Raw genomic sequence first — 23,903 nt, 5'->3', positions numbered from 1 at the left:
CATCATTCGCTACCCGCCGGTTTGACGCCCATTTCGCTCATGTCCTGAAACGTGTTGGGCACGAGCGGCCGTGTGTCGGCCTGCGGCACATGGCAGGCGGTGCAGAAATAACGGCGCGGTGAAACATCCGCCAGCATCTGGCCTTCCCGCGTCATGTAATGGGTGACGCTGATCATCGGCGCGCCGGAATCCTGCGTGAATTCGCGCTTGTGACAGGACAGACAGCGATTGGCATTAACCGAGAGCTGGTAGCCGTCGATCGAATGCGGAATGACCGGCGGCTGCTCCGGATAGGCGCGCATGCGCCTGAAATCGTCGATCACCCATTTCGGCAGGGGTTTGGCGGGTTCGGTGCGCATGGCATCGCCGCGCGGGCCGGACAATTCCGGCACCATCTGCGCAACGGCCCCCGTCGCCAGCGCCACGACCAGAAGAGTGGCGGCGATCCATCCGTGTTTCCTGATCATGCGACTGGCTCTATCTTGACTGCGCATTTCTTGAAATCCGTCTGCTTGGAGATGGGATCGGTTGCGTCGAGCGTGACCTTGTTGATGAGCTGGCTGGCGTCGAACCAGGGAACGAAGATGACGCCGGGCGGCATGCGGTTGCGGCCGCGCGTTTCCACCCGCGAACGGATTTCCCCGCGACGCGAGACGATGCGGATTTCAGCGCCCTGATTGAGCCCTCGCTTGCGCGCATCGGCGGCATTCATGAAACAACGGGCGCCGGGAAAGGCCTTGTAGAGTTCCGGCACACGCATGGTCATGGAGCCGGAATGCCAATGCTCCAGCACGCGGCCCGTCACCAGCCAGGTATCGAATTCTTCATCCGGGGATTCCGCCGGCGGCTCGTAAGGCACGGCGATGATGACCGCCTTGCCATCCTTGTTGCCGTAGAATTTCACGCCTTCGCCCGGCTTGACGTAGGGGTCGTAACCCTCGCGGTAACGCCACAGCGTTTCCTTGCCGTCCACCACCGGCCAGCGCATGCCGCGCACCTCGTGATAGGCATCGTAAGGCGCCAGATCGTGGCCGTGACCACGCCCGAAGGCGGCATATTCCTCGAACAGACCCTTTTGCAGGTAGAAGCCAAAATCCGTGGATTCCTGGTTCTTATAATCCGTATTGATTTCGCTCAGCGGGAATTTGCCGACATCGCAATCCTTGTAGAGAACCTCAAACAGCGTCTTGCCGCGATAGTCCGGATTGGCGTCCAGCAGTTCCGCCGGCCACACCTCGTCGGTGGTGAAGCGCTTGGAGAATTCCACCAGCTGCCAGAGGTCGGAACGCGCCTCGCCCGACGCCTCGACAAGCTGGTGCCAGACATGGGTGCGCCGCTCGGCATTGCCATAGGCCCCTTCCTTCTCCACCCACATGGCAGCGGGCAGGATGAGGTCGGCGCTCATGGCGGTGATGGTCGGATAGGCATCCGAGACCACGATGAAGTTTTCGGGATTGCGATAACCGAGATAGGTCTCGTTCTTGGTGTTGGGGCCGGCCTGAACGTTGTTGTTGACCTGCACCCAGTAGAAATTCAGCTTGCCGTCATGCAGCATGCGATCCTGCTGCACGGCATGGTAGCCCGGTTTTTCCGGGATGACGCCGTGCGGTATGCGCCAGATTTCTTCGGCATGTTTGCGGTGTTCCGGGTTGGTCACCGTCATGTCGGCTGGCAGGCGGTGGGCGAAGGTTCCCACCTCACGCGCCGTACCGCAGGCCGATGGCTGGCCGGTGAGCGAGAACGGGCTGTTGCCCGGCTCGGAGATCTTTCCGGTCAGAAGATGGATGTTGTAGACCATCTGGTTGGCCCAGACGCCACGGACATGCTGGTTGAACCCCATGGTCCACAGCGACATGACCTTGCGTTTCGGGTCGGCATAAAGCTCGGCCAGTTCTTCCAGGAAACCAGCTTCCACCCCGGTCATGGCGGCGGTCTTTTCCAGCGTGTATTCGGAGACGAATTCCTTGAAGGTCTCGAAATCGATCGCTTCCGTCTTGGTCGGATCGGCGGAATTGGCGGCATTCACCTCAACCGGATTGTCGGGCCGCAGGCCATAACCGATATCGGTGACGCCGCGCACGAATTTCGTGTGGTTCCTCACGAAGTCTTCGTTGACGCGGCCGGTCTTGATAATGTGGTTGGCGATGTAATTGAGGATAACGAGGTCCGTACCCGGCTTGAATATGATCGGAACATCGGCCAGATCCATGCTGCGATGGGTAAAGGTCGAAAGCACCGCCACCTTCACGTGGTCAAAGCCGAGCCGCCGGTCGGCAATGCGCGTCCACAGGATCGGATGCATCTCCGCCATGTTCGAACCCCAGAGCACGAAAGCATCGGCATGTTCGAAATCATCGTAACAACCCATCGGCTCGTCCATACCGAAGGTGCGCATGAAGGCGTAAGCAGCCGACGCCATGCAGTGGCGGGCATTGGGATCAAGATTGTTGGAGCGGAAGCCGGCGCGCATCAGCTTGGTCGCGGCATAACCTTCGAAGATCGTCCACTGGCCTGAGCCGAACATGCCGACGGCGGTCGGCCCCTTCTCCTTCAGCACCCGCTTGCACTGCGCGGCCATCACATCGAAGGCCTCGTCCCAGCTCACCGGCTCGAACTCGCCATCCTTGGCGTAGACCCCGTTTCTCTTGCGCAGAAGCGGGGTCTGCAAGCGGTCCTTGCCGTACATGATCTTGGACAGGAAATAGCCCTTGATGCAGTTGAGGCCGCGATTGACCTCCGCCTGCATGTCACCATGGGTGGCGACAACCTTGCCTTCCTTGACGCCAACCATGACGCCGCAGCCCGTGCCGCAGAAACGACAGGGCGCCTTGGACCATTTGATCTGCAATGCGGAAACACCGCCCGGCACCGGCTGGGCGGCGGCCGGCAATGCAATGCCCGCCGTTGCCGCCGCAATGCCGGCGGCATGGGCCTTCAATAGATCACGCCGCGTCAGTTCGCTGCTCATCGCCGCCTGTCTCCTCTGTGTCGACGTGTTCGAAAACCATGTTGGCGGCAATCACACCGTCGAGTGTCGAAATATAAGTGAGCGTATCGCCCAGCATGCCGGTGCTCGTGCCGTCTATGACGATGACGATCTTGCCGTTGCCCTCGGCATGAACCTCGACATTGTCGAGCGTTAAAAGCGTTGCGAACACGGCGTCCCGCATCTGCGGCATCACCGCCACGACAGCGCTTGAGACATGATACCGGCCTGTATTTTCAGGCATATTGCATCTCCGTGGCTGTTTCCTTGATCTTGATCACACCCGTCGGACAGACAGACACGCAGGCCCCGCAGCCGGTGCAGGCATCCTCAACAAGCTCGGGCACGAAGGGGCCGCCGCGGCGGGGACGAAACCGAATGGCTTCGGTCGGGCACGCATCGCGACAGGCCTGGCAATCAACATTGCCGAAGGCGAGACACGCATCGCCAATCGCCATGACATGCTCGAAACGCTGCGCCGCAGGGGCGGTAAAAACCGGTTCGGGACAGGCTTTTGCGCATTTGCCGCAAAAGGTGCATTCCCCGGCCGAGAAATCGACCGAAGGTAAGCCACCCGACATGGTGATGATGCCGGTGGGACAGGCTTCAACACATTTTGCGCAACCGCTGCAGGCGGCGAGGTCGCTCAACGCGACCCCGGGGGGACAGATACGTGTTTCCCGTTTTTGTCCGCCGCGCAGAAAGTCACGCCGGCTGAGAGAGACTTCCATCGTCATTTCACCCTCAATGACCGGGTGGTCCCGGCGGCCCGTAAATGATCTGGAACATCCAGACGATGAAGCCATAGGCTCCGACAAATCCGACCGCCAGCACAGGCCAGATCCCAAAGGCCAGGACGGCGAAGGTAATAAGCTCCCTCGTCCGGCTCGGCTTTCCATCTGCGTGTAGAGGCGCGACTATTTTGGGCATATTCGCGTTTCCCTGTTCTGTTCGAGTTATCATCGGCCAAAAGGCGGAAATATTCAACCACTTGATTTTATTGATTATTTATTAGAAATAACATTCATCAATAGGGTCGACCTAAGTCACTGATTTCATATTGCGCTTTTGCCGAAAAAATAATCAGGAGATACGAAAGCGTCGAAGGCGAGAGGAACACGTTGCGCCTCAGCCACAAGCTCCCGCTGCATCAACCCCGGGCGCACGCATGAAGGGCAGGAAGCCCTGAAGCCAGACGCCGAAACTTGTCGCCCACAGGATAGCACTGATGCCATGATGATAGGGTGACAGGAATGCTGCGAAATCGAATTCCGGCATGATGCGGATCAGCCCGGCCGCCACCATCAAGGCGGCGGCCATATGCGCCTGCCACGGCAGATATGTCAGGTTGCGTCCGGTATGTCGTAGCCCGGCGATGATGAACACCGCCATGATGGCGCAGCCAAGCGCCCCCACCGACAACAGGTGCAGGCCAGCGGCGGGCGTGACGGAAAAACCGAGCCGCACCGCCCCGAGCGCCAGAAAACCCGCACCGGCAAAGGCATTGCCGAGACCGAGCAGCAGCACCTCGGTCTTGAAGGCGGCACGCCCGATGAACCATTCGGCCAGCCGGTCAAAAAACGCCGCACCGGCCGCAAGCGCCAGCCAGGCGCAGACATCGCTTTCCGGAAAGAAGAGTTTCGCCACCATGTATAGCGTCACCATGGCGCCCGCCATGTGCTGGCGGCCGGGATGTGGCCGGTAAGGCGTGGTCTCGCCGCTCGGATCGAGCGCCAGATTGATGACGACCACATTGATGCGCGCAGCCGAGAGCGAAAACAGCACGGTGAAGATGTACAGCGCCGCCTCCAGACAGCGGGCTGCGAGTTCCAGATCACCGGTCCACCAGGCATAGCGCACGCTGGTCTCCATTGCCGCGAACAGAATGAGCCAGACGAGGAACGCCAGATGTTTCGTCGTTCGCCGCACGAGCATCGCCTTGCCGATAAGGACGGAGAGCGCGAGCAGAAAGGCCAGATCGAAAAAGCCTGCGAGCAGGCTCCACGCATCGGCCCCCACAAAACCGATGAGCCGGCCCGGCAACCACAGGACAGCAAGACAAAGCAGCGTGCGCCCCGCTGCCGCTTTCGTATCGGTCCATTCAGGCACTGCCGAACCGAGAAAACCGGCGAGCACCATGCCATAGGTGCCGAAAATCATTTCATGGGCATGCCATTGCGAGGGCGAAACGGTATCGGCGAAAGGCAGGGCGTAGCCGCCGATCGCGACCCACAAGAACGGCCAGACCGCGCCATGCAGGGCGGCCAAAGGGAAAAACAGCCGAAGGGCTTCGGAGAGGATCGGCGGTTGTCTCATCGCATCCGCTCCTTTGCCGAAAACAATTCGGCGAAAGCCGGGCTTTCGGACAGAAATTCCACCTCGTCGAAAACCGCGCGCGCCATGCGCCGCCCCGGCGAACCGGCCGGAGTGTGTACCGCAATGACATCGCCATCGACACCAGAGAGCACGATCAGCCTGTCGGCCACCAACAGCGCTTCATGAAGATCGTGGGTGACGAGAAGCGTGGAGAAACCACGCCTGCGCGCGGCTGCGACCAGAAGCTCCTGCAAATGCCGGCGCAGGCCGACATCCACGGCGCTGAAGGGTTCGTCCAGAAACAGCATATCCGGCTCCACGGCGAGCGCCCGCGCCACCCCGGCACGCTGGCGCATGCCGCCGGAAAGCTCGACCGGATATTTGTGAAAATCCGTCTCCTCCAGACCGACTTCCAATGCAAACTGTCCAGCGGTTTCCCGCCGTTGCCGTTTCGGCATGCCCGCCGCAGCGAGACCATAGGCGATATTGTCGATCAACGTCATCCACGGCAGCAACCGCGGCTCCTGAAACACCAGACCCTGCCGGCGGTAATTGCGCCGCACACGACCGCGAACGGGATCGATGATACCCGCCGCGATCTGCAAAATCGTCGTCTTGCCGCTGCCGGAGGGGCCGAGCAACGCCACGGTTTCCCCCGGCGCGATGCGGAGATCGAAATTCTCGAACAGGCTGCGGCCGAGAAAGGCGTGGCCGACCTGTTCGAAACTCAAGGCGAAATGGTCGCTCATCGTTTCACACCCCATGGCAGTCCGGCGGCACGCCAACGTTCCAGCGCTTCGCGCAACAGATGCAGCAGGCCGTAATCGGTGATGAGCGCCAGCACGACGGTGATGGTGAGCCAGGCGCTCACCTGCGCGATATCGAACAGCGCCCGTGCGGTGGCCAGTTCACCGCCGATGCCGCCGGAATTCGACAGAAGCTCGGCCATGACGGTCACTTTCCAGGCGCTTCCGGCCGTGGTTGTCCAGGCCGGAAAAAGATAGGAAAGCACATGCGGCATGGTGACGGTGCGCAGACGGTAAAACCACGGAGCGCCAAAGGCCTGCGCCATCACCTCCAGCTGACGGTCCCGCTTGGCCACACCCTCCAGCGCACCTGCGAAGGAAACGGGAGCCGAGGCGATGACAACGGTCATGATGGCCGTGCCGCCGGATGAGCCGAACCAGATCAGCGCCAGCACAATCCAGCCGATGGGCGGCACACCGAGCAGGACAGTGACAACAGGCTTCATCAGCCGCATGGCAGCGAATGAGTAACCCGCCGCCACACCCGCCACCGTTCCGATGCCGGCAGCGATGGCAAAACCGGTCAATGCCCTGACAGCACTCTGCGACAGGATGGTGAAGAAATCCGGCCGTGCCGCCAGCCCCCCGATTGCCGCGAATGTCTCACCCGGCGAGGGCAGGATGAAGGAGCCGTAAATCTCATGCCCCGCCTGCCAGGCGGCGAGAAAACAGAAAATGCCGGAAAGCCCGGCCCAGCCCGCCCAGAGATAGCGACCGGTCCAGCCAAGACTTTCAAGAATGCGGTTCATGCCTGCTACACCAGATAAAAGCCGTCATCCGGTCGCCGGCCGCCGATGATTGCCGGGTCGGCCTTGGCGAGTTCATCGTAGAACGCCTCGAGATCGGCACGCGCAGCGCTCGCCTTCAGGGCGCACAGATGACTTGTCGGGAAGGAGGCGGCGATAATTTCCGCCGGGAAACCCAAGGCATCGGCGGCCGCATCGGCCGCCGTCTTCGGATCGGCCGCGGCGCTGGCGAGCGCCGTCTCCATGGCGTTCTGCAAAGCCTCTATGCCGGCCTTGCCGAGTTTTTGTTGGACCGGCGACGTCAGGGCAAGGCCAGCCTGCGGAATTTCAGCCTTGCCGGCCACCTTCGCCCATTCCCGCTGAATATCGATGGTGCGATGGACGGTCATGAAAAACGACTTCGCCTTGATGAGCACGGCGGTCGCAGCCGGCTCGCTCAGCAGGGCGGCATCCACCCGTCCCGTCAGCAGCAATTGCACGGCTTCCGGCGGCGAAGCGGCATATTCCAGCTTGATGTCGTCGGGCTTCAGGCCGTTCTCGGCAACAAGGCGGCGCAGCACGAAATCGGGCATGTCGTTCTTGAACGGCAAAGCGAGGGTCTTGCCGGAAAGGCTTTGCAGGGAGTTCAATGTCTCGTCTTTCGAAACGATATAGAGCAGGCCGGTGGTCAGCACGTTCATCAGCCCAAGACCAAGCCCGCGATTGTGGAGATTGGCGGCCCCGTAACTCGGCATCACCACCGCCCCCATGGAGCCGGAAGCAACGGCGGCGCGCATTTCATCCGGTGTTTTCCAGGCTTTGAAGATGGCCCCAGGTGCGGCATCTTTCAGAAACCCGCCCTTTACCGCATGGGCCAGCACGGCGGAGGGCGCGGCCGGAGGGCCATAAAAGGTGAGCGGCGCTTCCGCCTTCAAAACATGCGGTGCGGCAAGTGTCGCGACCGCGAGCCCAGAAAAGGCTGAAAGAGCCTGACGACGTGTGAGATGGGCCATGGTCCTGATCCTTTCGCGCCGGAAGCGCCCAGATACGCGTGACGCCCGCTCAGACCTGTCTTCCGGGTCCCGGCGCGTCACCAACCCGGAAATGACATTTTGCAAGCGCCCGCTCTTTGCGCAGGATCAAACAGGGCCGAAAACAGGGATTTATTCACCCTTCTTGAGTGAGAGCGCGTCGCGCAGAATTCGCGATCCCTCCTGAGCGGCGGCGGCGATGTCGAGAAACATCAGGCTCGCCGTCTCGACGACGCCTTCATCCACCGTGTCGTCTTCGGCGAAATCGCAGAGCATCTCGGTCAGAAGCGTGATCTTGCGCCGCTCCTCGCGGGCGGCGGTCAGAAGCTTGACGATATTGCGCTGGCGCTCAAAATCCTCAAGCTCGCGCAGCGCCTCATGCACCCTGTCACGGCAGCTGCAATCGAGCGCGCTTTCCAAAACGATGTTGCGTACCAGATGGATCGCAGCGGCGATATCCGCCCCGCCCGGCGCTGCCGCAGACAGTGATGGTGGCTCTTGCCCGTCCGTCGTCATGCATTTACCCCATGCGCCGTGTTGCGGGCGCGGGCGATCCAGGCCGCCCCTTCCTGCCCGTGGTGAAAACCATTGGAAAAAGGCACGTCCGGATAGATTTCCCCGAGACGGGCAAGGCCATCTTCCACAGCCTGCCTGTCGGCCAGAACATCGTCATGGATTTGCGCCACGGCCACCATGTCGCAGTCCTGCGGCGAGAGCCGGAAGCGGGCGATGCCGGCAGCGGCCAGATCCTGCAATTCGCCAAGCAGCGACTGGCAGGTGTGCGACACCGTCTGCACGCCGTTCAGCGCCAGAAACGACTGCCGGTCAAGCGTGCGTACCGGTAGTCCGTCCGGATCGTCACCGCAGACGAACTGGCAATTATCCTTGATATTGCCCTTGGCGCGGGCGTGGGCGCAGCGCGCCGAAATGGCGAGCGGCAGGCGGCCGAAGGCGAAGACTTCGAAGTCCACATCCGGCGTCTCCGCCACGATGCGCTCCACCGAGGTCATCGGCAGTTCCGGCGGCAGGCATATGGCGCTCGCGCCGCGAGACGACAGCAACCGCGCGGTCGCGGCATTATAGACATTCACCGTCGGCCCGACGACATGCGGCGTGTCGTGCAACATGCCGAGCGCGGAAAGATCGTTCGCCTCGACGGGATAAGGGCTGTCGGCGATCAGGCCGCGCAGCTGGCGGCTTTCCCGCTCCAGCGTCACCAGCGAAAGCGTCGAGAGGATCACCTGTTTTCCGGCGCCCTCCAGCCGCTCTATCACTTCGGCCAGATGCGGTTCGGTGAAATGAAACCGTTTGGAGCAGACGGTTTCACCGAGATAGACATGGCTGACGGGCGCTTCATCGGCGATGCGGAAATAGAAATCGCGCCATTTCTCGCCCTGCCAGAGATAAAGGACCGGGCCGAGCGCCAATGTGGCTTTTGCGTTTTTTGCCATCGCCATCATCTCCAGCGTTTCTCGTAAGCGCCGACAGTTGTGCGCTGGCCTTCGCTTAAGAGCCGCAGGCGCGACAGCAGCCGTCCCCGTTCTTCGGCGCTGGCAGCCAGCGCCCTGTGCAGGGTGGAAACCACTTCCGCCACATAGGCCTTGCCGCGCTGGCGGCCTTCGATCTTCAGCGCGCTGACCCCCGCTTCGCGCAAGGCATCGATCTGGTCCATCACATCAAGCGAGACCGGATCCTCGAAGGCATAGGACCTGTCATCGGCAATCTCGAAACGGCCCTTGCATAGCGTGGGGTAACCCGCCGCTTCCCCGGCGGGAAAGCGGTTGATGGTGTAATCGCCGAGTTCCGACACCAGCTCCCGCCCATCCTGCCGGTAACGCACATGGCTTGCCGGCGAGCAGACGCCGTTCATGTTGGGTGATTTGCCTGTGGCATAGGAGGACAGTGAGCAGCGCCCCTCCGCCATGACGCAGAGCCCGCCGAACACGAAGATTTCGATTTCACAGCGGATTTGCCGCGCCAGCCGGGCGATGTCGGGAATGGTCAGCGTGCGCGGCAACACCACACGTTTCGCGCCGAAAGCATCAACGAGGAAATTTACCGCATCGGCATTGGAGGCGGAGGCCTGTACCGAGACGTGGATGCGCTGCTGCGGATGGTTTTCCGCCACATGCGCCATCAGGCCGAAATCGGCAAGGATAAGCGCATCCGCCCCCGCTTTCACGGCATCGGCCGCGCCGCGATACCAGATATCCTCACTGCCGGCACGCATGAAGGTGTTAAGCGCCACGAAGGTCTGGACGCCGCGCTTCTTCGCGTAAGCGATGGCCTCGGCAAGCTCTTCGCGGGAAAAATTGAGGCCGGGAAAATTGCGGGCATTGGTTTCATCGCGAAAGCCGCAATAGACGGCGTCTGCCCCGGCATCCACGGCCTCGCGGAAGGCGGCGGGCGTTCCGGCAGGACAGATCAGTTCCATGCCTCACCTCCCCGTGTTTCGGATAGAACATGGCCGCGCAGGCGGTTCGCAAGCCCCGTTACCACCGGCGCGAAAGGCCCGGCAAATGCACCGAGATCACGCGGCAGGTCGATGCCGCTATCGTCAAGCGCATTGCGCAGCGCCAGCATCGCCTCCATGTCGCCCGTCACGCTCAGGTCACGCGAAAAGAACAGCGCATCGGCATCCTGCCGCCCCTCCATCAGCGCAAGCAGCATGAAAAGCGGCCCTTCGACCGCCGCATCCACCCTCGGCAGGCGGCCCTTGCGGCTGACGGTGATGGCGGGATAAGCCGGTTCGACCATGAAGGCGAAGGGCAGATCGACGGGCAGAAAAGCATAGCGCTTGCCGCAATGTTCACCGAGCCGGCCGAACAGATGAGGGTGCCGTTTCATGATCTGCGCCAGCATCGCCGCCGTCGCTCGCTGCACCACGGCAAGGGGCAGAAAATTCATGGGGCGGGCGATGGCGGCGGGGAAAGGTCTCATGGATGGTCCTGTCAGGTCAGTTGCGGGCAGAAACCTAACCGCAGCGCGCCAGCACAGGTTTGAGCGAACGCAAAGACAGAGAGATTTTCGGGTGCGGCGTCACAAAAGCCGCTATAAATCATTCACTTGCGAAGCGAAGGAGGCCGCCAATGTCCGATATAAGGATCAAACGGATTTACGATGCCGCCAGCGATGATGACGGCGCACGCATTCTGGTGGATCGGCTGTGGCCACGTGGCATGCGCAAGGAAACCGCACAACTTTCCCTGTGGATGAAGGAAATCGCTCCCAGCAACGAATTGCGCAAGAATTTCTCGCACATGCCGTCGCGCTTTGCGGAATTCACCCAACACTATCATGAGGAGCTGGCGGCCAATCCCGATGCCGTGGCGCGCATGAAGGAGCTGATGGCGAATGGCCGCGTCACACTGCTTTATGCCGCCCATGATACCGAACACAACCACGCCCTCGTTCTCGCCGACTATCTTCGTTCGCACTGAAGCCGCATTTGCGGCAGCGCAAGGACATGCCGCACCGCCACCGGCAAACAGGCGGCATGAGAGACGAACCGACAGACACAAAGACAGAGGTGAAGCCCACCCACGCAGCCGATCTGCGCGGTTTCGTCCGGCTGCTGGAAGAACGCGGGCAACTGCGGCGAATCCGCCAGCCGGTCTCGCTGGTGCACGAAATCACCGAAATCCACCGCCGCGTGCTCGCCGATGGTGGGCCGGCGTTGCTGTTCGAGCAACCCGTCGACCATGAGGGCGAGGTGCGGGACATGCCGCTGCTTGCCAATCTCTTCGGCACGCGGCAGCGGATCGAATGGGGGCTGGGGCTGGAAGCGGGCGGCCTGCCCGCGCTTGGACAAAAGCTCGCCGAATTGCGCGAGCCGCGCCCGCCCAAATCCATGGCCGAGGCATGGGGTAAGCTGCCCCTGCTGCGAGCAGCACTTTCCATGCGGCCCCGCAACGTTGCACGCGCACCGGTGCAGGAAAAGGTACTGACAGGCGATGCGGTCGATCTTGGCCGCCTGCCGGTGCAATGGTGCTGGCCGGGAGAACCGGCCCCGCTCATCACCTGGCCGCTGGTTATCACCCGTTCGCCTGATGACTCCGACGATATCAATGTCGGCATCTACCGCATGCAAGTGCTTGCGCCCGACAGGGTGATCATGCGCTGGCTGGCGCATCGCGGCAGCGCGCATCACCACCGCCAGTGGCAGGCGCGCGGGCTGGATATGCCCGTCACCGTCGCCATCGGCGCTGATCCCGCCACTATTCTTTCCGCCGTCATGCCGCTTCCCGAGCATATCAGCGAGCTTGGTTTTTCCGGCCTGCTGCGCGGCTCGAAAAGCCGCATCGCCAGAGCCTTGACCGTGCCGATGCCGGTACCCGCCAATGCCGAAATCGTGCTGGAAGGCACCGTCTCAGCAACGGAAACGGCGCTCGAAGGGCCCTATGGCGATCATACCGGCTATTATAATTCGGTCGAATCCTTTCCGGTCATGACGCTGTCGGCCATCACCATGCGCCGCGACCCGATCTATCTTTCCACCTATACGGGCCGGCCGCCGGATGAGCCCTCGGTTCTCGGCGAAGCCATGCTGGAGATTTTCCTGCCGCTCGTGAAAAAGCAGTTTGCGGAAATCGTGGAGCTGTGGATGCCGCCGGAGGCCTGTTCCTACCGCGTCATGGTCGCCTCCATCGACAAGCGTTATCCCGGCCAGGCAAAGCGGGTGATGATGGGCTTGTGGTCGATGTTACCGCAGTTCAGCTATGTGAAGCTCATCATTCTGGTCGATCCCGATATTGATGTGCGCAACTGGGCGGATGTCATCTGGGCGCTTTCCACCCGTTTCGACGCCTCGCGCGATACAACGATCATCGACGATACGCCGATCGATTATCTCGACTTCGCCTCACCGAAAGCCGGCCTTGGCGGCAAGATGGGGCTGGACGCCACCCGCAAGCTGCCGCCGGAGACGGAGCGCGAATGGGGGCGTGTGCTCTCCATGACGCCAGACGTCGTCGCCAAGGTGGATCTGATGTGGCGTGACCTCGGCCTTGGAGAATGGCCATGACCCCTTGCCGCGTTGTGGTCGGCGTCACCGGCGCATCGGGTGCCGGCATTGCGCTGCGCATCGTCGAACGACTCGCGGCGATAAAAAGTGTCGAAATCCATCTCGTCCTGTCGCAATCTGCCAGACGCACCGTGCTGCATGAGGAAGGTGCGGAAGCCATGGGACGGATGTTTTCGCTCGCCAGCGTCAATCATGCTGTCGATGATATCGGCGCGGCGATTGCCAGCGGCTCTTTCCCAACGGCCGGCATGATCGTCGCCCCCTGCTCCATGCGTACCCTTGCGGCCATCGCAACCGGGCTTTCGGACAATCTCCTCACCCGCGCCGCCGATGTGCATCTGAAGGAACGGCGTAAACTTGTGCTGATGACGCGCGAGACGCCGCTGCATGTCATCCATCTGCGCAACATGTGCACGGTGACGGAGGCTGGCGCCATCGTCATGCCGCCGGTGCCGGCCTTTTACAACAGGCCGCAGAGTGTCTTCGATATTGTCGATCAGCTCGCAGCCCGCGCCATTGATCAGCTCGGCATCAGCTCCGCACCGCAGGCGCCGATATGGCAGCCGCATGTGGTGAAGACGTCGTAACTCTTCAGAAATAGGCCATGGGGTCCGCGCCGAAGAGCATGGCATGGCCGCCGGCCAGCAGCCACCAGACCGTCAACCCTGTCAGCGCCGCGGCTAGTATCATCGGCCCGTCCACGGCGAGGCGTGTTTTGCCGGAAAGGATTGCTGCGAAAGGGATCGTTGCGTTTTTAGCAGCCGCCGTGCTCCATGCATTACCCAGTCTTTTCCGCGCGCGTTTTTCCGTCATCGCCATTCCGCCAAGCGAAAACAGGGCAAAACCGCCGAACAGGATGACGGAACGCAGATCGCCATTCGGCACGACATGGCCGAGCGACCAGAACAGGAAACCGACGAGCACCGGATGCCGCGTGATGCGCACGATTGCCCCCGGTTTATCTCCCTGCCGCACGGAAATGGAGAGCGGATTGACGCTGAGGAGGCCAGCCAGCACGAAAAACAGGCCAATCGGCGCTGCCAGAAACGTGACATGCGCCTGCCAGGGCGCGACATCCCAGAGCGGAATATACTCGACCGACAGCGCGGCATAAAATACCCAACCCAGCGTCAGAAGCGAGACGGCGGAATAAGCCCCGAAATAAGCGGGCCTGCCGATGGCTGCGATCAACCGGCCGCGCACGGCAGGTACGGCGGGAGTGGAATGCAGCGCCACGAAGAGCGAAAGAGCGGCGACAAGTTCAAGCATCCAACTGTCTTCTCACTGGTTCAGGAACAGCACCGACGCAATCGCCACGGAGGCAAGCACGGCGGAAACCGCGCCCATGCGCTGCAACACTCCCATACGGTACAACAGCACCGCAAAGCCAATAATAATAGGGGTTGCGACAATCAGCCCGACCTGTGCGTCGTTCATGGGAAGCTCCATTTTCCAGAGTTGCGCTTTGTCAGGACAATAAGACTTTGCGCGCTCCCTTCTTTGACCGACCGCAAAGAAGCGGGGTTTGAGGACGCCTAAGCGTGGCTTGCTGTTTTACAATTACGGACAAGACCATGGCGACAAATACGGAAGAGGAAAGCGGAAACCTGCTCCTGTGGATTCTGGTCTGGAGCGAACTTGCCGCCTTCGGTGCTTTGACCGGCGCATTCATCGTCGCCTTCGCCCTCAATCCCGAGGCCTTCGCCGCCGCGCGCCAGCATCTGCAGCCGCAGCTTGCCGGTCTCAATACGCTGATTTTGCTGGCGAGCGGCTGGCAGGCGGCCGTTGCGGCCAGCCGCCACACCGCGCTGCCGGGCAAAAGGCGGGCACTTGTGCTTGCCGGCCTGCTGGGCTTCGCTTTCGTCGGCGTAAAACTCTATGAATACTCCACCGAAATCGCCTTCGCCTCCGATCCCGCCTATGGCGCGTTCTTCGAGCTTTATTTCCTGCTCACCGGCTTCCACCTGCTGCATGTCGTCTTCGTGGCCGTGCTGCTGTTCATCGTCGCAGTCTTGCCGAAAAACGAGAACGTTACGCTGGTGACGACGCTGTGGCATGTCATCGATCTGGTCTGGATCGTCATTTTTCCCGTCATCTATCTGGTTTGACAATCATGATCCAACGCACCTCCCACCAGCTTGCAAGAAGTTTTGCAGTGCTCGCCATTCTCGTTCTCGCCGGCACGGCCGTCGTCACATCGTGGAAGGCGGCGCTTCTGCCGCCGGTTGCCGCCGCCTGCCTGATGCTGCTTTTCGCACTTATGAAATCCAGACGCGTCATCGACGATTTTCTCAGCTTTCGCGAAGAGCGTGGCCTGCTGCGCACAGCGCTTCTGGCATGGCCGGCCATCTTTACCGCCGCAGCCCTGTTACGGGCGTTCCTGCAGGGCATTTTGTCGATCTGAAGAGGCGGACCACACCACCTCTCCACTTGTTTGCCAAATGGCAAAGAACGCCGGCGGCCAGCGGCTAGAAAGGCTTCAGACCCCACCGCATTCCGCCAGCCTGCTGGCAAATCCCGGCAAGAGGGTTCGATCAAGCCAGTCCGCATAAGCGGTCTTCCGGATGGAAAGGACCATTGGCATGGCAGAACGCCTGACCAAAACAGGAGCGCGAAACGTCTTTTACGGCGGCTCCATCTTCTTCTTCGCCATATTCGTCGGGCTGACCGCCCATAGCCATTATTACATGCGCACCACCTCGACGGATGAAAGCACGCTGACGGAAAGCGTCGCGCGCGGCAAGCACGTGTGGGAGAAAAACTCCTGCATCAACTGTCACACGCTGCTCGGCGAAGGCGCCTATTTCGCGCCCGAACTCGGCAATGTCTGGAAGCGCTATGGCGGCGTGGAAGACAAGGAAACGGCCCGCGATTCCATCAAGGCCTGGATGGCCGCCCAGCCCACCGGCATCGAAGGCCGCCGCCAGATGCCGCAGTTCAATCTCACCGAACAGGAACTCGATGATCTCGTCGATTTCCTCGAATGGACGAGCCGGATCAAGACACAGAACTGGCCGCCGAACGATGCGGGTTGAGGCTGACGGCAAGGAGATGACGAGATGAAATACCAGACGCAAAAAGTCGCCATGCTGTATTTTTACGGCGCAATCGGGCTGTTCGTGGCGCAGATCCTGTTCGGCGTCGTCGCCGCGACGATCTACGTGCTGCCCAATACGCTTTCCGAGCTTCTGCCCTTCAACATCGTGCGCATGATCCACACCAATGCGCTGGTCGTGTGGCTGCTGATGGGCTTCATGGGCTCGACCTTCTATCTTCTGCCGGAAGAGACGGAAACCGAGCTTTACAGCCCCAAGCTCGCCATCGCGCAGTTCTGGATCTTCCTTGTGGCCGCCGCGGTTGCCGTGGTCGGCTATATGTTCCGCATCCATGAAGGCCGCGAATTCCTCGAACAGCCCTTCGCCATCAAGGTCGGCATCGTCCTTGTGGTGCTGATGTTCCTGTTCAATATCACCATGACAGCGCTGAAGGGCCGCAAGACCACCGTCATCAACATCCTGCTCTTCGGTCTCTGGGGTCTGGCGATCTTCTTCCTCTTCGCCTTCTACAACCCCATGAACCTCGCGCTCGACAAGATGTACTGGTGGTACGTGATCCATCTGTGGGTGGAAGGCGTGTGGGAACTGATCATGGCCTCGATCCTCGCCTTCCTGATGATCAAACTCAATGGCATCGACCGCGAAGTGGTGGAAAAATGGCTCTATGTCATCGTCGGTCTCGCCCTTTTCTCGGGCATTCTCGGCACCGGCCACCACTATTACTGGATCGGCGCACCGGGTTACTGGCAGTGGATCGGCTCGCTGTTCTCGACACTGGAAGTGGCCCCCTTCTTCACCATGGTCATCTTCACCTTCGTCATGACCTGGAAGGCCGGCCGCAAGCATGAGAACCGCGCAGCCCTTCTCTGGTCGATCGGCTGCTCGGTCATGGCCTTCTTCGGCGCCGGCGTCTGGGGTTTCCTGCACACGCTGTCGTCGGTGAACTATTACACCCACGGCACGCAGCTCACCGCCGCCCACGGGCACCTCGCCTTCTTCGGCGCCTATGTGATGCTGAACCTTGCGATGATGGCCTACGCCATACCGGAAATGAAAAAGCGTGCGCCTTACAACCAGTGGCTTTCGATGACGAGCTTCTGGGTCATGTGCACGGCCATGTCGGTCATGACCTTCGCGCTGACATTCGCCGGCGTAGTGCAGATCCAGCTGCAGCGGGTCATGGGCGAAAGCTTCATGGATGTGCAGGACCAGCTGGCGATCTTCTACTGGATCCGTCTCGGTTCCGGTTTCGCGGTTCTCATTTCGGCGGTCATGTTCATCTGGGCAATCCTGGTACCGGGCAAGCAGAAACAGGGCGACGTTGCCCGCCTCGTGCAGCCCGCCGAATGAGAAACGGACCGGCTCTCCTTTTCCCCCGGAGAGCCGGTTCCTTGCCACCAACCATGGAGATGACCATGAATACGATTTTCCGTCCCGCGCCGCAGCCGCAACCGGACGCGCCTTTTTATACACCGCTCGGCAATGAATGCACGCTGTTTGAAAGCGCCTGGGTGCGGCAATTGCCGCTTCTGCTGAAAGGCCCGACCGGTTGCGGCAAGACCCGTTTCGTCAGCCATATGGCGGCGAAACTCGGCCTGCCGCTTTCCACCGTTTCGTGCCACGACGATCTTGCCGCCGCCGACCTGACCGGCCGGTACCTGCTGAAAGGCGGCGAAACCATGTGGATGGACGGCCCGCTGACGCGATCCGTGCGCCAGGGCGGCATATGTTACCTCGACGAGATCGTCGAGGCGCGCAAGGATGTGGCGGTTGTGCTGCATCCGCTCACCGACGACCGCCGCATCCTGCCGCTGGAGCGCACCGGCGAGGTGCTGGAAGCGCCCTCCGGCTTCATGCTCGTGGTGTCCTATAACCCCGGCTACCAGAACCTTCTGAAAAGCCTGAAACCCAGCACCCGCCAGCGTTTCGTCGCCATCGAATTCGACTTTCTGCCCAAGGAGCAGGAAATCGCCGTCGTTTCGCATGAAAGCGGGCTGGATGCGCGCGATGTCGAGCCGCTTGTTGATCTTGCCCACCGGCTGCGCGGCCTGAAGGGCCACGATCTGGAAGAAGGCGTTTCCACCCGGCTGCTCGTCTATTGCGCCAGCCTCATCGATACGGGCCTTCCCGCCCGCCAGGCCGTGCGCGCAACCATGATCGAACCGCTGACCGACGAGCCGGATGTGAAAGCCGCGCTGCATGAAGTCGCGGATGCGATCATTCGATAGGCGCTTTGATATCCACACCGGATTGCGCGGCCCCGCGCAGTCCGGTCCGATGCCATGAGGATAAACCATGCTGGACTTTCTGGAACTGGAAGAAACCGTCGGCCGCGCCTGGCACAGGCTGATCGGCGAAACCGGCACATGGTTGCGCTTCCTGGATCATGCCGTGAAGCTGGAGGAGATGCAGGCCGTGCTGGCCATCTGTTTCCGCGGTTTTGGCGGTGAACATGCGGTGCAGATCGCCCCTGCCCGCGCCCGCACCTCCACACACCGGCTGAGGCTGCGCCAGCGCATGGGCCTTGGCGAAGAAAAGTTGGCCCAGCCCGGGCGCGATCACGCCACGCTGATGCTGCCGCCGGTGCTGGATCTATTTCCCGACCGCCGCCTCAACCGCGATCTCTATCTCTGGCTCGCCGCCGCCATGGCGCTGATGCCACTTGAACCGGTCGTGGTTGCCGATCCGCTGCGCAACGATCTTGCCCGGCTCGACCGCGCCACAGAACTGGCGGAGACCGTAACCCGTGCTTTTCCCGGCATGAAGACCCGCTATCGCCGGCTATGCGCCGCCATGCTCGCGGTGCGGCAGAAGCGGCCGCTGCCGCAGGCCGAGCAGCAGGTGGAACAACGGGTGCTTTCCCTGCTGGCCGATGCGGCAGGTATCGAGGGCTATCCGCCGCCCATCATTCTTCCGGAAAAAGCGCCGCCACGCTACTTACCGATGCTGCCTGTTCCGCTCTGGCCGGACACCCTGCTGCGCGAAACCTCCGAAGCTCGGCAGAGCGAAGACCAGCCGGCAGCGGGCGCCGCGCCGCAGGGCGCGGAAGCGGCCCGCCATATCGCCGTGCGCGAAAAGGCCGAGAACCGCCAGACCGAACGCAGCCCCTTCATCCTCAACCGTTTCGAAAAAATCCTCGCCATGGCCGAGATGGTCAATGTCGACCGTCCGGGTGACGATAGCGACGATGCCGACGGCAGCGCGGCGGACGAGCTTGACGATATGACGCTGGGTGAAAGAAAGGGGCGGCCTTCCGCCCGCTTCCGCTTCGATCTCGACCTGCCGCCTGAAGCACTGAACCATACCCCGCTGACAGCGGAGCTGACCTATCCCGAATGGGATTATCGCAGCGGTACCTATCTCGCCGACCATTGCCGGGTGATCGCCGGACCGGCGAAAGACGCCGAGACGGCACCGGAACCCGGCCCGGACACCAAAAGCCTCATCCGCCGGGTCAGGCGGCAGTTCGAGGTGCTGAGGCCACGCCACGAGATGCTGCGAGCCCAGCTTGACGGCAATGATCTCGATCTTGACGCGGTGGTTCGCGCCAGAAGCGATATCGCCGCCGGAGGACAGGGCAGCGACCGCATTCATATGGCAAGCCGTCCGCAGGCGCATGATCTTGCCGTGACGATCCTCGTCGACGTATCGCTGTCGACCGATGCCTGGTTCGACAATCGCCGGGTTCTCGACGTGGAAAAGGAAGCCTTGCTGGTGCTTGCCCACGGGCTTTCGGCCTGCGGCGACAGCCACTCCATCCTGACCTTCACCTCCCGCCGCCGTTCCTGGGTGCGGGTGGAAACGGTGAAGGATTTCAATGAGCCGATGGGCCACACTGTCGAGCGTCGCATTGCAGCGCTGAAACCCGGCTTCTACACCCGCATCGGCCCGGCCATCCGCCACGCCAGTGCGAAATTGCGCGAAAGGCCGGAGCGCCGCAAGCTGCTTCTGTTGCTGACGGATGGCAAGCCGAACGATGTCGATCATTACGAGGGCCGCTTCGCCATAGAGGATAGCCGTCGCGCGGTTTCCGAGGCGCGACGTTCGGGCGTCAGCGTCTTCGGCGTAACGGTCGACAGCAAGGCGCAATCCTATATTCCGGCCATGTTCGGCCAGAACGGTTATGCCATCGTCAGCAGGATCGCCAAGCTGCCATCGGCGCTGCCGGCGATCTATCGCAGCCTTGCGAGCTGAAGCATGTCGCGCAGACGAACCTGACGAATCTCAGGTTTGTTTGCGCGGCGACAATGTCTCCCAACGGCACGGCGGATAGGTTTTTCCAGTCCGCCGGCCGGCCGCACCGCCGGACATTTCAGTATTCGCGGCCATGGAGCCAGCCTATGTCCGAAGCCCAATCCGCAACCAATATCGATGTGCGCATCATTCCGCATCGCGAGCGCCATCCGCGCATTTTCGGTGCGCTCGGCGCGTTGACCGAGGGGCAATCGCTGCAGATCACCAGTGATCACGATCCCCGTCCGCTGCTTTACCAGCTCGCCACCAATTTCCCCGGCCAGTTCGGCTGGGAATATCTCGAACAGGGCCCTGAAGTCTGGCGTCTCGATATCGGCCGGCTGGAAGAACAGGCCGAAGGTTCCGAGGACGATATGTCTGGCTGCGAATGCTGCTGCGGATCCGAACATTGACCCCTGCCCGGGCGGTGTGGTGAAAAGACCTCTGGCGGACGGCCCATGCCGCCGCCAGCCGACAGACGAGGTGATGCAATGACGGAAATGATCAGGGAACTCGATGTCCGGCCGCTTTTACTGAGCGGCGGCGAGCCTTTTCCGGCCATCATGGAAGCCGTGGCCGGGCTTGCTCCCGGTGAGGCGCTGCGCTTATACGCCACCTTCCGGCCCGTTCCGCTGTTCAAGGTGATGGCCGAGCGCGGTTTCGACCATCAGGTCAGGGAAATCGGCGGTGGCGACTGGGAAGTGCTGTTCACGCCGCAATCCGCTGAAACCGAACAGATTTCCGTTTCGCCGGCGCTTGCGGGCAATGCCGAGGAGCCGCAGATATGGCCGGACCCGGTCATCTATCTCGACCTCAGCGACGAGACGGCCAAAGGCCAGGCGAGCCGTACGCTTACAGCGCTCGACCGTCTTCCGCCGGGCGCCGTGATCTTCGTGCTGATGCCGCAGGAGCCGACCTTTCTTTACCCGGAGCTTCTGGCCCGGGGCCATCAATGGGCCGGCAATTTCGACGAGGCGCGCACGGCGTTTCGCATCTTCATCCGCGCCGGCGCCGGCGCGCATTAAGCCAGATATCAAATCCCCGAAACCGAAACGCCCGGAAATTACCTCCGGGGCGTTTCGTTTCTGGCAGTATCGCAAGCAAGCCTTCTAGGCTTTCAGCGGTTTGCGCTCGCGCATCAGGATCGGGCCGTATTCGAAGCAGAACAGACCAAAGCCCGCGACCCAGAGAAACGCCGAGCAGGCATAAAGATGCATCATCGCGCCGGGGAAGAACTCGGCCGCAGGTCTCAAGAGCGCACAGGCGATCAGCGCCACATAAGCGGCAATAGTGACCCTGCTGGCAGCGAGCTTGCGTCCGGTATGGCCAAGGCTCGCTCTCGTCATCACCGCAAGCATCATGCAGCCGATAACGCCGACGGTGAAGACATGCAGGACGGAGCGCGTGTCCATCACGTCAAGCGCCGCCAGCGCAATGGTGATGAAACCGACGGGAATGAAGGCATAGGCCACATGCAGCACCACCAGCACCTGCTCCGGCCATGTCGTCCAGCCACGCCAGCGGATCAGGCGCACCGCATGCATGAACGCGGCCAGAAGCGCCGTTGGCACTGCCACGATGCTCTCGGATTCTATTGTCCAGACGGCCAGCGCCGCGATACCGGTCAGGATAGCGGCTGTATCGAAGCCGTTATAGGGCACGGGAAAATCCGTGCGGCCGAACCGGTTCAGCCAGTTGCGGGTGAAACTCGGCACGATGCGGCCGCCGACGATAATGACAAGCACGGTATAGGCCGAGACCGCGAGGCGGGTCGCGATCTGGCTATGATCGCCCCCAATCGCCGCAACGTGGAATATGATGTTGGCGAGGGAAAGCGCCAGCAGCCCGCCCAGCACCTTCAGGTCTTTCCATTTGCGCCCGGCAATGACCTCGCGCGCGCAGATCGTGAGAAGCGCCGGCAGGAAAAGCCCGTCCACGGCTGCGGCGGTGACCACGCCCACCGTGTCCGGCACAAGCAGGAAAAGCCGGCCAGCACACCAGAGCGCAAACAGCCAGACCAGCGGTTTGCCCGATACCGGCAGTCGCCCCGTCCAGTTCGGCACAGCCGTCAAAAGAAAACCGGCCAGCACCGCCGAAGCGAAACCGAACAGCATCTCATGGGCATGCCAGTTCGGCGCACTATAGTCCCCGCCAATGTCGATGAAGCCGGAAAGGGCTGCGATCCACAACACCATCGCCACGATGGCCCAGATGGCGCCGCCGAGGAAAAACGGCCGGAAGCCGTAAGAAAAGATAACCGGGCCGGTGCGCCCCAGCCCTCTTGGAATGCCGCCCTTTGGCCGGCTGCGCCCTTCGGTGAGAACGGTTTCGCTGCCACTCATTATAATGCTCCTGGTTTGGTCTTGACATATGTCTAGACCCAAGCCCGTCCGGCTTCTTTGCGAACAGGCAAAGAGGAGGTGTGACGCCTCCGCAGCAGCCTTCAGCCGCCTGCCAAAATGTCGCAGGGTGCCGGAAGCGAAGTTTGCTCCATCTCAAATTGTATTTCCGTCCCTCCGCTACAAATGCTGTGACAGAGCGAAACATGCTCTGCCCCAAGAGGGATAGGAGAAAAATGATGACGGAAACCTTCCACATCACACGGCGTAATATTCTCGCAGGCGCAGCATTTGCAGGGGCGATAGCTCCCGTCATCATGCCATCGGCAGCGGGCGCGGCAGAGGAAAAGAAGGCCGCGGCAAAGCCATTGACGAGCGCGGAGATTGCAGCGCTACCTCGCGTAAAGGTTGACCTCGTCAAACCGCCCTTCGTTCACGCCCACACGCAGAAAGCCGAAGACGGACCGAAGATCGTCGAGTTCACGCTCACGATCAAAGAGCAGAAAATGGTTCTCGACGACAAGGGCACCGAGGTCCACGCCATGACCTTCAACGGCTCGGTTCCCGGCCCCTTGATGGTGGTGCATCAGGACGACTATGTCGAGCTGACCCTCATCAACCCCGATACCAACGAGCTGCAGCACAATATCGATTTCCACTCGGCCACCGGCGCGCTCGGCGGCGGCGGGCTCACCATCGTCAACCCCGGTGAAAAGGCGATCCTGCGCTTCAAGGCCACCAAGGCCGGCGTCTTCGTCTATCACTGCGCACCTCCCGGCATGGTGCCGTGGCATGTTACCTCGGGCATGAATGGCGCGATCATGGTGCTGCCGCGTGAGGGCCTGACGGACGGCCACGGCAAGGAGCTTGTTTATGACAAGGTCTATTATGTCGGCGAGCAGGACTTCTACATTCCCCGGGACGAGAACGGCAATTTCAAGAAATATGAAAGCGCCGGCGACGCCATGGCCGACACGCTGGAGGTGATGCGCAAGCTGACGCCAACCCACATCGTCTTCAACGGTGCAGTCGGCGCCCTGACGGGGGAACATGCCCTTCAGGCCGCCGTTGGTGAAAAGGTGCTGATCGTCCATTCGCAGGCAAACCGTGATACCCGCCCGCATCTCATCGGCGGCCATGGCGACTATGTCTGGGCGACGGGCAAATTCCGCAACCCGCCGGATCTCGACCAGGAAACCTGGTTCATTCCCGGCGGCACGGCGGGCGCTGCCTTCTACACCTTCGAGCAGCCCGGCATCTATGCCTATGTCAACCACAACCTCATTGAGGCCTTCGAGCTGGGTGCAGCCGCTCACTTCAAGGTGACCGGTGAGTGGAACAACACCCTGATGCAGGCGGTGCTCGCCCCCTCGAGCATCTGACACAGA

Annotated in this window: 28 protein-coding genes; 12 read left to right on the top strand and 16 right to left on the bottom strand. The window is 61.5% G+C overall.

The annotated features are described in order from the left end of the window. Window positions 1–2 precede the first annotated feature (2 nt). From ACQZ5F_RS20285 to ubiT, 13 genes are all read right to left on the bottom strand, one after another. Window positions 3–494 (bottom strand): nitrate reductase cytochrome c-type subunit, encoded by a 492-nt coding sequence (locus ACQZ5F_RS20285; RefSeq protein ID WP_052819310.1) that lies wholly within the window; start codon window positions 492–494, stop codon window positions 3–5. After that, entirely contained in the window at window positions 464–2,968 is a 2,505-nt protein-coding gene (napA, locus tag ACQZ5F_RS20280) for a periplasmic nitrate reductase subunit alpha (protein WP_448730829.1), read from the bottom strand. The genes ACQZ5F_RS20285 and napA overlap by 31 nt, the downstream gene beginning before the upstream one ends. Beyond that, window positions 2,943–3,230 (bottom strand): chaperone NapD, encoded by a 288-nt coding sequence (locus ACQZ5F_RS20275; protein ID WP_149900841.1) that lies wholly within the window; start codon window positions 3,228–3,230, stop codon window positions 2,943–2,945. Before ACQZ5F_RS20275 ends, napA begins: the two co-directional genes overlap by 26 nt. Continuing rightward, window positions 3,223–3,723: a ferredoxin-type protein NapF gene (locus tag ACQZ5F_RS20270; protein WP_225244612.1), complete on the bottom strand. Its 501-nt coding sequence runs from the start codon at window positions 3,721–3,723 to the stop codon at window positions 3,223–3,225. The genes ACQZ5F_RS20275 and ACQZ5F_RS20270 overlap by 8 nt, the downstream gene beginning before the upstream one ends. Window positions 3,724–3,730: 7 nt before the next feature. Continuing rightward, window positions 3,731–3,916 carry a periplasmic nitrate reductase, NapE protein gene (gene napE, locus ACQZ5F_RS20265; protein ID WP_046800942.1) on the bottom strand — a complete coding sequence of 62 codons (186 nt, stop codon included), beginning with the start codon at window positions 3,914–3,916 and terminating at the stop codon, window positions 3,731–3,733. Between the two features lie 198 nt (window positions 3,917–4,114). Next, complete coding sequence (locus ACQZ5F_RS20260) at window positions 4,115–5,302, bottom strand: NnrS family protein (RefSeq protein WP_448730828.1); 1,188 nt, start codon at window positions 5,300–5,302, stop codon at window positions 4,115–4,117. Then, the gene (locus ACQZ5F_RS20255) at window positions 5,299–6,051 is read right to left on the bottom strand and encodes an ATP-binding cassette domain-containing protein (RefSeq protein WP_448730827.1); all 753 of its coding nucleotides are present in this window, start codon (window positions 6,049–6,051) and stop codon (window positions 5,299–5,301) included. Before ACQZ5F_RS20255 ends, ACQZ5F_RS20260 begins: the two co-directional genes overlap by 4 nt. Further along, window positions 6,048–6,857 (bottom strand): ABC transporter permease, encoded by an 810-nt coding sequence (locus ACQZ5F_RS20250; protein WP_046800945.1) that lies wholly within the window; start codon window positions 6,855–6,857, stop codon window positions 6,048–6,050. Before ACQZ5F_RS20250 ends, ACQZ5F_RS20255 begins: the two co-directional genes overlap by 4 nt. 5 nt (window positions 6,858–6,862) lie before the next feature. After that, window positions 6,863–7,846, bottom strand: coding sequence for an ABC transporter substrate-binding protein (locus ACQZ5F_RS20245; RefSeq protein WP_448730826.1), 984 nt, complete (start codon window positions 7,844–7,846; stop codon window positions 6,863–6,865). Window positions 7,847–7,996: 150 nt separating this feature from the next. Continuing rightward, window positions 7,997–8,380, bottom strand: coding sequence for a hypothetical protein (locus ACQZ5F_RS20240; RefSeq protein ID WP_448730825.1), 384 nt, complete (start codon window positions 8,378–8,380; stop codon window positions 7,997–7,999). Continuing rightward, window positions 8,377–9,315, bottom strand: coding sequence for a ubiquinone anaerobic biosynthesis protein UbiV (ubiV, locus tag ACQZ5F_RS20235; protein ID WP_448730824.1), 939 nt, complete (start codon window positions 9,313–9,315; stop codon window positions 8,377–8,379). The genes ACQZ5F_RS20240 and ubiV overlap by 4 nt, the downstream gene beginning before the upstream one ends. Window positions 9,316–9,320: 5 nt before the next feature. Next, window positions 9,321–10,298, bottom strand: a complete 978-nt coding sequence (gene ubiU / locus ACQZ5F_RS20230; protein ID WP_046800948.1) for a ubiquinone anaerobic biosynthesis protein UbiU — start codon at window positions 10,296–10,298, stop codon at window positions 9,321–9,323. Further along, window positions 10,289–10,804 (bottom strand): ubiquinone anaerobic biosynthesis accessory factor UbiT, encoded by a 516-nt coding sequence (ubiT, locus tag ACQZ5F_RS20225; protein ID WP_444562136.1) that lies wholly within the window; start codon window positions 10,802–10,804, stop codon window positions 10,289–10,291. Before ubiT ends, ubiU begins: the two co-directional genes overlap by 10 nt. A gap of 149 nt (window positions 10,805–10,953) precedes the next feature. Between ubiT and ACQZ5F_RS20220 the strand changes: the two genes are divergently transcribed. From ACQZ5F_RS20220 to ACQZ5F_RS20210, 3 genes are read left to right on the top strand one after another with little or no spacing between them, the layout of a single operon-like run. Further along, complete coding sequence (locus tag ACQZ5F_RS20220) at window positions 10,954–11,304, top strand: DUF488 domain-containing protein (RefSeq protein WP_137087717.1); 351 nt, start codon at window positions 10,954–10,956, stop codon at window positions 11,302–11,304. Window positions 11,305–11,360: 56 nt separating this feature from the next. Next, window positions 11,361–12,887, top strand: coding sequence for a UbiD family decarboxylase (locus tag ACQZ5F_RS20215; RefSeq protein WP_448730823.1), 1,527 nt, complete (start codon window positions 11,361–11,363; stop codon window positions 12,885–12,887). After that, window positions 12,884–13,474 (top strand): UbiX family flavin prenyltransferase, encoded by a 591-nt coding sequence (locus ACQZ5F_RS20210; RefSeq protein WP_448730822.1) that lies wholly within the window; start codon window positions 12,884–12,886, stop codon window positions 13,472–13,474. Before ACQZ5F_RS20215 ends, ACQZ5F_RS20210 begins: the two co-directional genes overlap by 4 nt. Window positions 13,475–13,478: 4 nt before the next feature. Here the strand turns inward: ACQZ5F_RS20210 and ACQZ5F_RS20205 are convergent, their stop codons facing one another. Beyond that, window positions 13,479–14,156: an NnrU family protein gene (locus tag ACQZ5F_RS20205; RefSeq protein WP_448730821.1), complete on the bottom strand. Its 678-nt coding sequence runs from the start codon at window positions 14,154–14,156 to the stop codon at window positions 13,479–13,481. Between the two features lie 12 nt (window positions 14,157–14,168). Next, on the bottom strand, window positions 14,169–14,324 hold the full coding sequence (locus ACQZ5F_RS20200; RefSeq protein ID WP_003520964.1) for a hypothetical protein: 156 nt from the start codon (window positions 14,322–14,324) through the stop codon (window positions 14,169–14,171). 137 nt (window positions 14,325–14,461) lie between these two features. Between ACQZ5F_RS20200 and ACQZ5F_RS20195 the strand changes: the two genes are divergently transcribed. From ACQZ5F_RS20195 to ACQZ5F_RS20160, 8 genes are all read left to right on the top strand, one after another. Beyond that, the gene (locus tag ACQZ5F_RS20195) at window positions 14,462–14,995 is read left to right on the top strand and encodes a cytochrome c oxidase subunit 3 (RefSeq protein ID WP_448730820.1); all 534 of its coding nucleotides are present in this window, start codon (window positions 14,462–14,464) and stop codon (window positions 14,993–14,995) included. A 5-nt stretch (window positions 14,996–15,000) separates the two neighbouring features. Next, on the top strand, window positions 15,001–15,291 hold the full coding sequence (locus ACQZ5F_RS20190) for a hypothetical protein (RefSeq protein ID WP_448730819.1): 291 nt from the start codon (window positions 15,001–15,003) through the stop codon (window positions 15,289–15,291). 178 nt (window positions 15,292–15,469) lie between these two features. Continuing rightward, window positions 15,470–15,922, top strand: coding sequence for a c-type cytochrome (locus ACQZ5F_RS20185; protein WP_046800955.1), 453 nt, complete (start codon window positions 15,470–15,472; stop codon window positions 15,920–15,922). Window positions 15,923–15,946: 24 nt separating this feature from the next. Further along, entirely contained in the window at window positions 15,947–17,293 is a 1,347-nt protein-coding gene (locus ACQZ5F_RS20180) for a nitric-oxide reductase large subunit (protein WP_046800956.1), read from the top strand. A gap of 65 nt (window positions 17,294–17,358) precedes the next feature. After that, the gene (locus ACQZ5F_RS20175) at window positions 17,359–18,171 is read left to right on the top strand and encodes a CbbQ/NirQ/NorQ/GpvN family protein (protein WP_052819307.1); all 813 of its coding nucleotides are present in this window, start codon (window positions 17,359–17,361) and stop codon (window positions 18,169–18,171) included. Between the two features lie 67 nt (window positions 18,172–18,238). Continuing rightward, window positions 18,239–20,137 carry a VWA domain-containing protein gene (locus ACQZ5F_RS20170; RefSeq protein ID WP_448730818.1) on the top strand — a complete coding sequence of 633 codons (1,899 nt, stop codon included), beginning with the start codon at window positions 18,239–18,241 and terminating at the stop codon, window positions 20,135–20,137. Window positions 20,138–20,283: 146 nt separating this feature from the next. Next, window positions 20,284–20,589, top strand: a complete 306-nt coding sequence (locus ACQZ5F_RS20165; protein WP_046800958.1) for a DUF2249 domain-containing protein — start codon at window positions 20,284–20,286, stop codon at window positions 20,587–20,589. 78 nt (window positions 20,590–20,667) lie between these two features. Next, window positions 20,668–21,201 (top strand): DUF2249 domain-containing protein, encoded by a 534-nt coding sequence (locus ACQZ5F_RS20160; protein WP_448730817.1) that lies wholly within the window; start codon window positions 20,668–20,670, stop codon window positions 21,199–21,201. 84 nt (window positions 21,202–21,285) lie between these two features. Here ACQZ5F_RS20160 and ACQZ5F_RS20155 read toward each other — a convergent pair whose 3' ends face one another. Then, a complete protein-coding gene (locus ACQZ5F_RS20155; RefSeq protein WP_448730816.1) occupies window positions 21,286–22,518 on the bottom strand; it encodes an NnrS family protein in 1,233 nt (410 codons plus the stop codon). Window positions 22,519–22,754: 236 nt separating this feature from the next. Here ACQZ5F_RS20155 and nirK point away from each other — a divergent pair, with 236 nt between their 5' ends. After that, window positions 22,755–23,897, top strand: coding sequence for a copper-containing nitrite reductase (gene nirK, locus ACQZ5F_RS20150; protein WP_448730815.1), 1,143 nt, complete (start codon window positions 22,755–22,757; stop codon window positions 23,895–23,897). The last annotated feature ends 6 nt before the right edge of the window (window positions 23,898–23,903 follow it).

The sequence above is a fragment of the Agrobacterium sp. 22-210-1 genome, assembly GCF_053522525.1.
This window is presented reverse-complemented; position numbering and strand designations above follow the sequence as displayed.

What these genes read in the sequence shown, in the direction of transcription:
- ACQZ5F_RS20285 (WP_052819310.1), bottom strand. Translation starts at nt 494, where the DNA reads ATGCGCAGTCAAGATAGAGCCAGTCGCATGATCAGGAAACACGGATGG.
- napA (WP_448730829.1), bottom strand. Translation starts at nt 2,968, where the DNA reads ATGAGCAGCGAACTGACGCGGCGTGATCTATTGAAGGCCCATGCCGCC.
- ACQZ5F_RS20275 (WP_149900841.1), bottom strand. Translation starts at nt 3,230, where the DNA reads ATGCCTGAAAATACAGGCCGGTATCATGTCTCAAGCGCTGTCGTGGCG.
- ACQZ5F_RS20270 (WP_225244612.1), bottom strand. Translation starts at nt 3,723, where the DNA reads ATGACGATGGAAGTCTCTCTCAGCCGGCGTGACTTTCTGCGCGGCGGA.
- napE (WP_046800942.1), bottom strand. Translation starts at nt 3,916, where the DNA reads ATGCCCAAAATAGTCGCGCCTCTACACGCAGATGGAAAGCCGAGCCGG.
- ACQZ5F_RS20260 (WP_448730828.1), bottom strand. Translation starts at nt 5,302, where the DNA reads ATGAGACAACCGCCGATCCTCTCCGAAGCCCTTCGGCTGTTTTTCCCT.
- ACQZ5F_RS20255 (WP_448730827.1), bottom strand. Translation starts at nt 6,051, where the DNA reads ATGAGCGACCATTTCGCCTTGAGTTTCGAACAGGTCGGCCACGCCTTT.
- ACQZ5F_RS20250 (WP_046800945.1), bottom strand. Translation starts at nt 6,857, where the DNA reads ATGAACCGCATTCTTGAAAGTCTTGGCTGGACCGGTCGCTATCTCTGG.
- ACQZ5F_RS20245 (WP_448730826.1), bottom strand. Translation starts at nt 7,846, where the DNA reads ATGGCCCATCTCACACGTCGTCAGGCTCTTTCAGCCTTTTCTGGGCTC.
- ACQZ5F_RS20240 (WP_448730825.1), bottom strand. Translation starts at nt 8,380, where the DNA reads ATGACGACGGACGGGCAAGAGCCACCATCACTGTCTGCGGCAGCGCCG.
- ubiV (WP_448730824.1), bottom strand. Translation starts at nt 9,315, where the DNA reads ATGGCAAAAAACGCAAAAGCCACATTGGCGCTCGGCCCGGTCCTTTAT.
- ubiU (WP_046800948.1), bottom strand. Translation starts at nt 10,298, where the DNA reads ATGGAACTGATCTGTCCTGCCGGAACGCCCGCCGCCTTCCGCGAGGCC.
- ubiT (WP_444562136.1), bottom strand. Translation starts at nt 10,804, where the DNA reads ATGAGACCTTTCCCCGCCGCCATCGCCCGCCCCATGAATTTTCTGCCC.
- ACQZ5F_RS20220 (WP_137087717.1), top strand. Translation starts at nt 10,954, where the DNA reads ATGTCCGATATAAGGATCAAACGGATTTACGATGCCGCCAGCGATGAT.
- ACQZ5F_RS20215 (WP_448730823.1), top strand. Translation starts at nt 11,361, where the DNA reads ATGAGAGACGAACCGACAGACACAAAGACAGAGGTGAAGCCCACCCAC.
- ACQZ5F_RS20210 (WP_448730822.1), top strand. Translation starts at nt 12,884, where the DNA reads ATGACCCCTTGCCGCGTTGTGGTCGGCGTCACCGGCGCATCGGGTGCC.
- ACQZ5F_RS20205 (WP_448730821.1), bottom strand. Translation starts at nt 14,156, where the DNA reads ATGCTTGAACTTGTCGCCGCTCTTTCGCTCTTCGTGGCGCTGCATTCC.
- ACQZ5F_RS20200 (WP_003520964.1), bottom strand. Translation starts at nt 14,324, where the DNA reads ATGAACGACGCACAGGTCGGGCTGATTGTCGCAACCCCTATTATTATT.
- ACQZ5F_RS20195 (WP_448730820.1), top strand. Translation starts at nt 14,462, where the DNA reads ATGGCGACAAATACGGAAGAGGAAAGCGGAAACCTGCTCCTGTGGATT.
- ACQZ5F_RS20190 (WP_448730819.1), top strand. Translation starts at nt 15,001, where the DNA reads ATGATCCAACGCACCTCCCACCAGCTTGCAAGAAGTTTTGCAGTGCTC.
- ACQZ5F_RS20185 (WP_046800955.1), top strand. Translation starts at nt 15,470, where the DNA reads ATGGCAGAACGCCTGACCAAAACAGGAGCGCGAAACGTCTTTTACGGC.
- ACQZ5F_RS20180 (WP_046800956.1), top strand. Translation starts at nt 15,947, where the DNA reads ATGAAATACCAGACGCAAAAAGTCGCCATGCTGTATTTTTACGGCGCA.
- ACQZ5F_RS20175 (WP_052819307.1), top strand. Translation starts at nt 17,359, where the DNA reads ATGAATACGATTTTCCGTCCCGCGCCGCAGCCGCAACCGGACGCGCCT.
- ACQZ5F_RS20170 (WP_448730818.1), top strand. Translation starts at nt 18,239, where the DNA reads ATGCTGGACTTTCTGGAACTGGAAGAAACCGTCGGCCGCGCCTGGCAC.
- ACQZ5F_RS20165 (WP_046800958.1), top strand. Translation starts at nt 20,284, where the DNA reads ATGTCCGAAGCCCAATCCGCAACCAATATCGATGTGCGCATCATTCCG.
- ACQZ5F_RS20160 (WP_448730817.1), top strand. Translation starts at nt 20,668, where the DNA reads ATGACGGAAATGATCAGGGAACTCGATGTCCGGCCGCTTTTACTGAGC.
- ACQZ5F_RS20155 (WP_448730816.1), bottom strand. Translation starts at nt 22,518, where the DNA reads ATGAGTGGCAGCGAAACCGTTCTCACCGAAGGGCGCAGCCGGCCAAAG.
- nirK (WP_448730815.1), top strand. Translation starts at nt 22,755, where the DNA reads ATGACGGAAACCTTCCACATCACACGGCGTAATATTCTCGCAGGCGCA.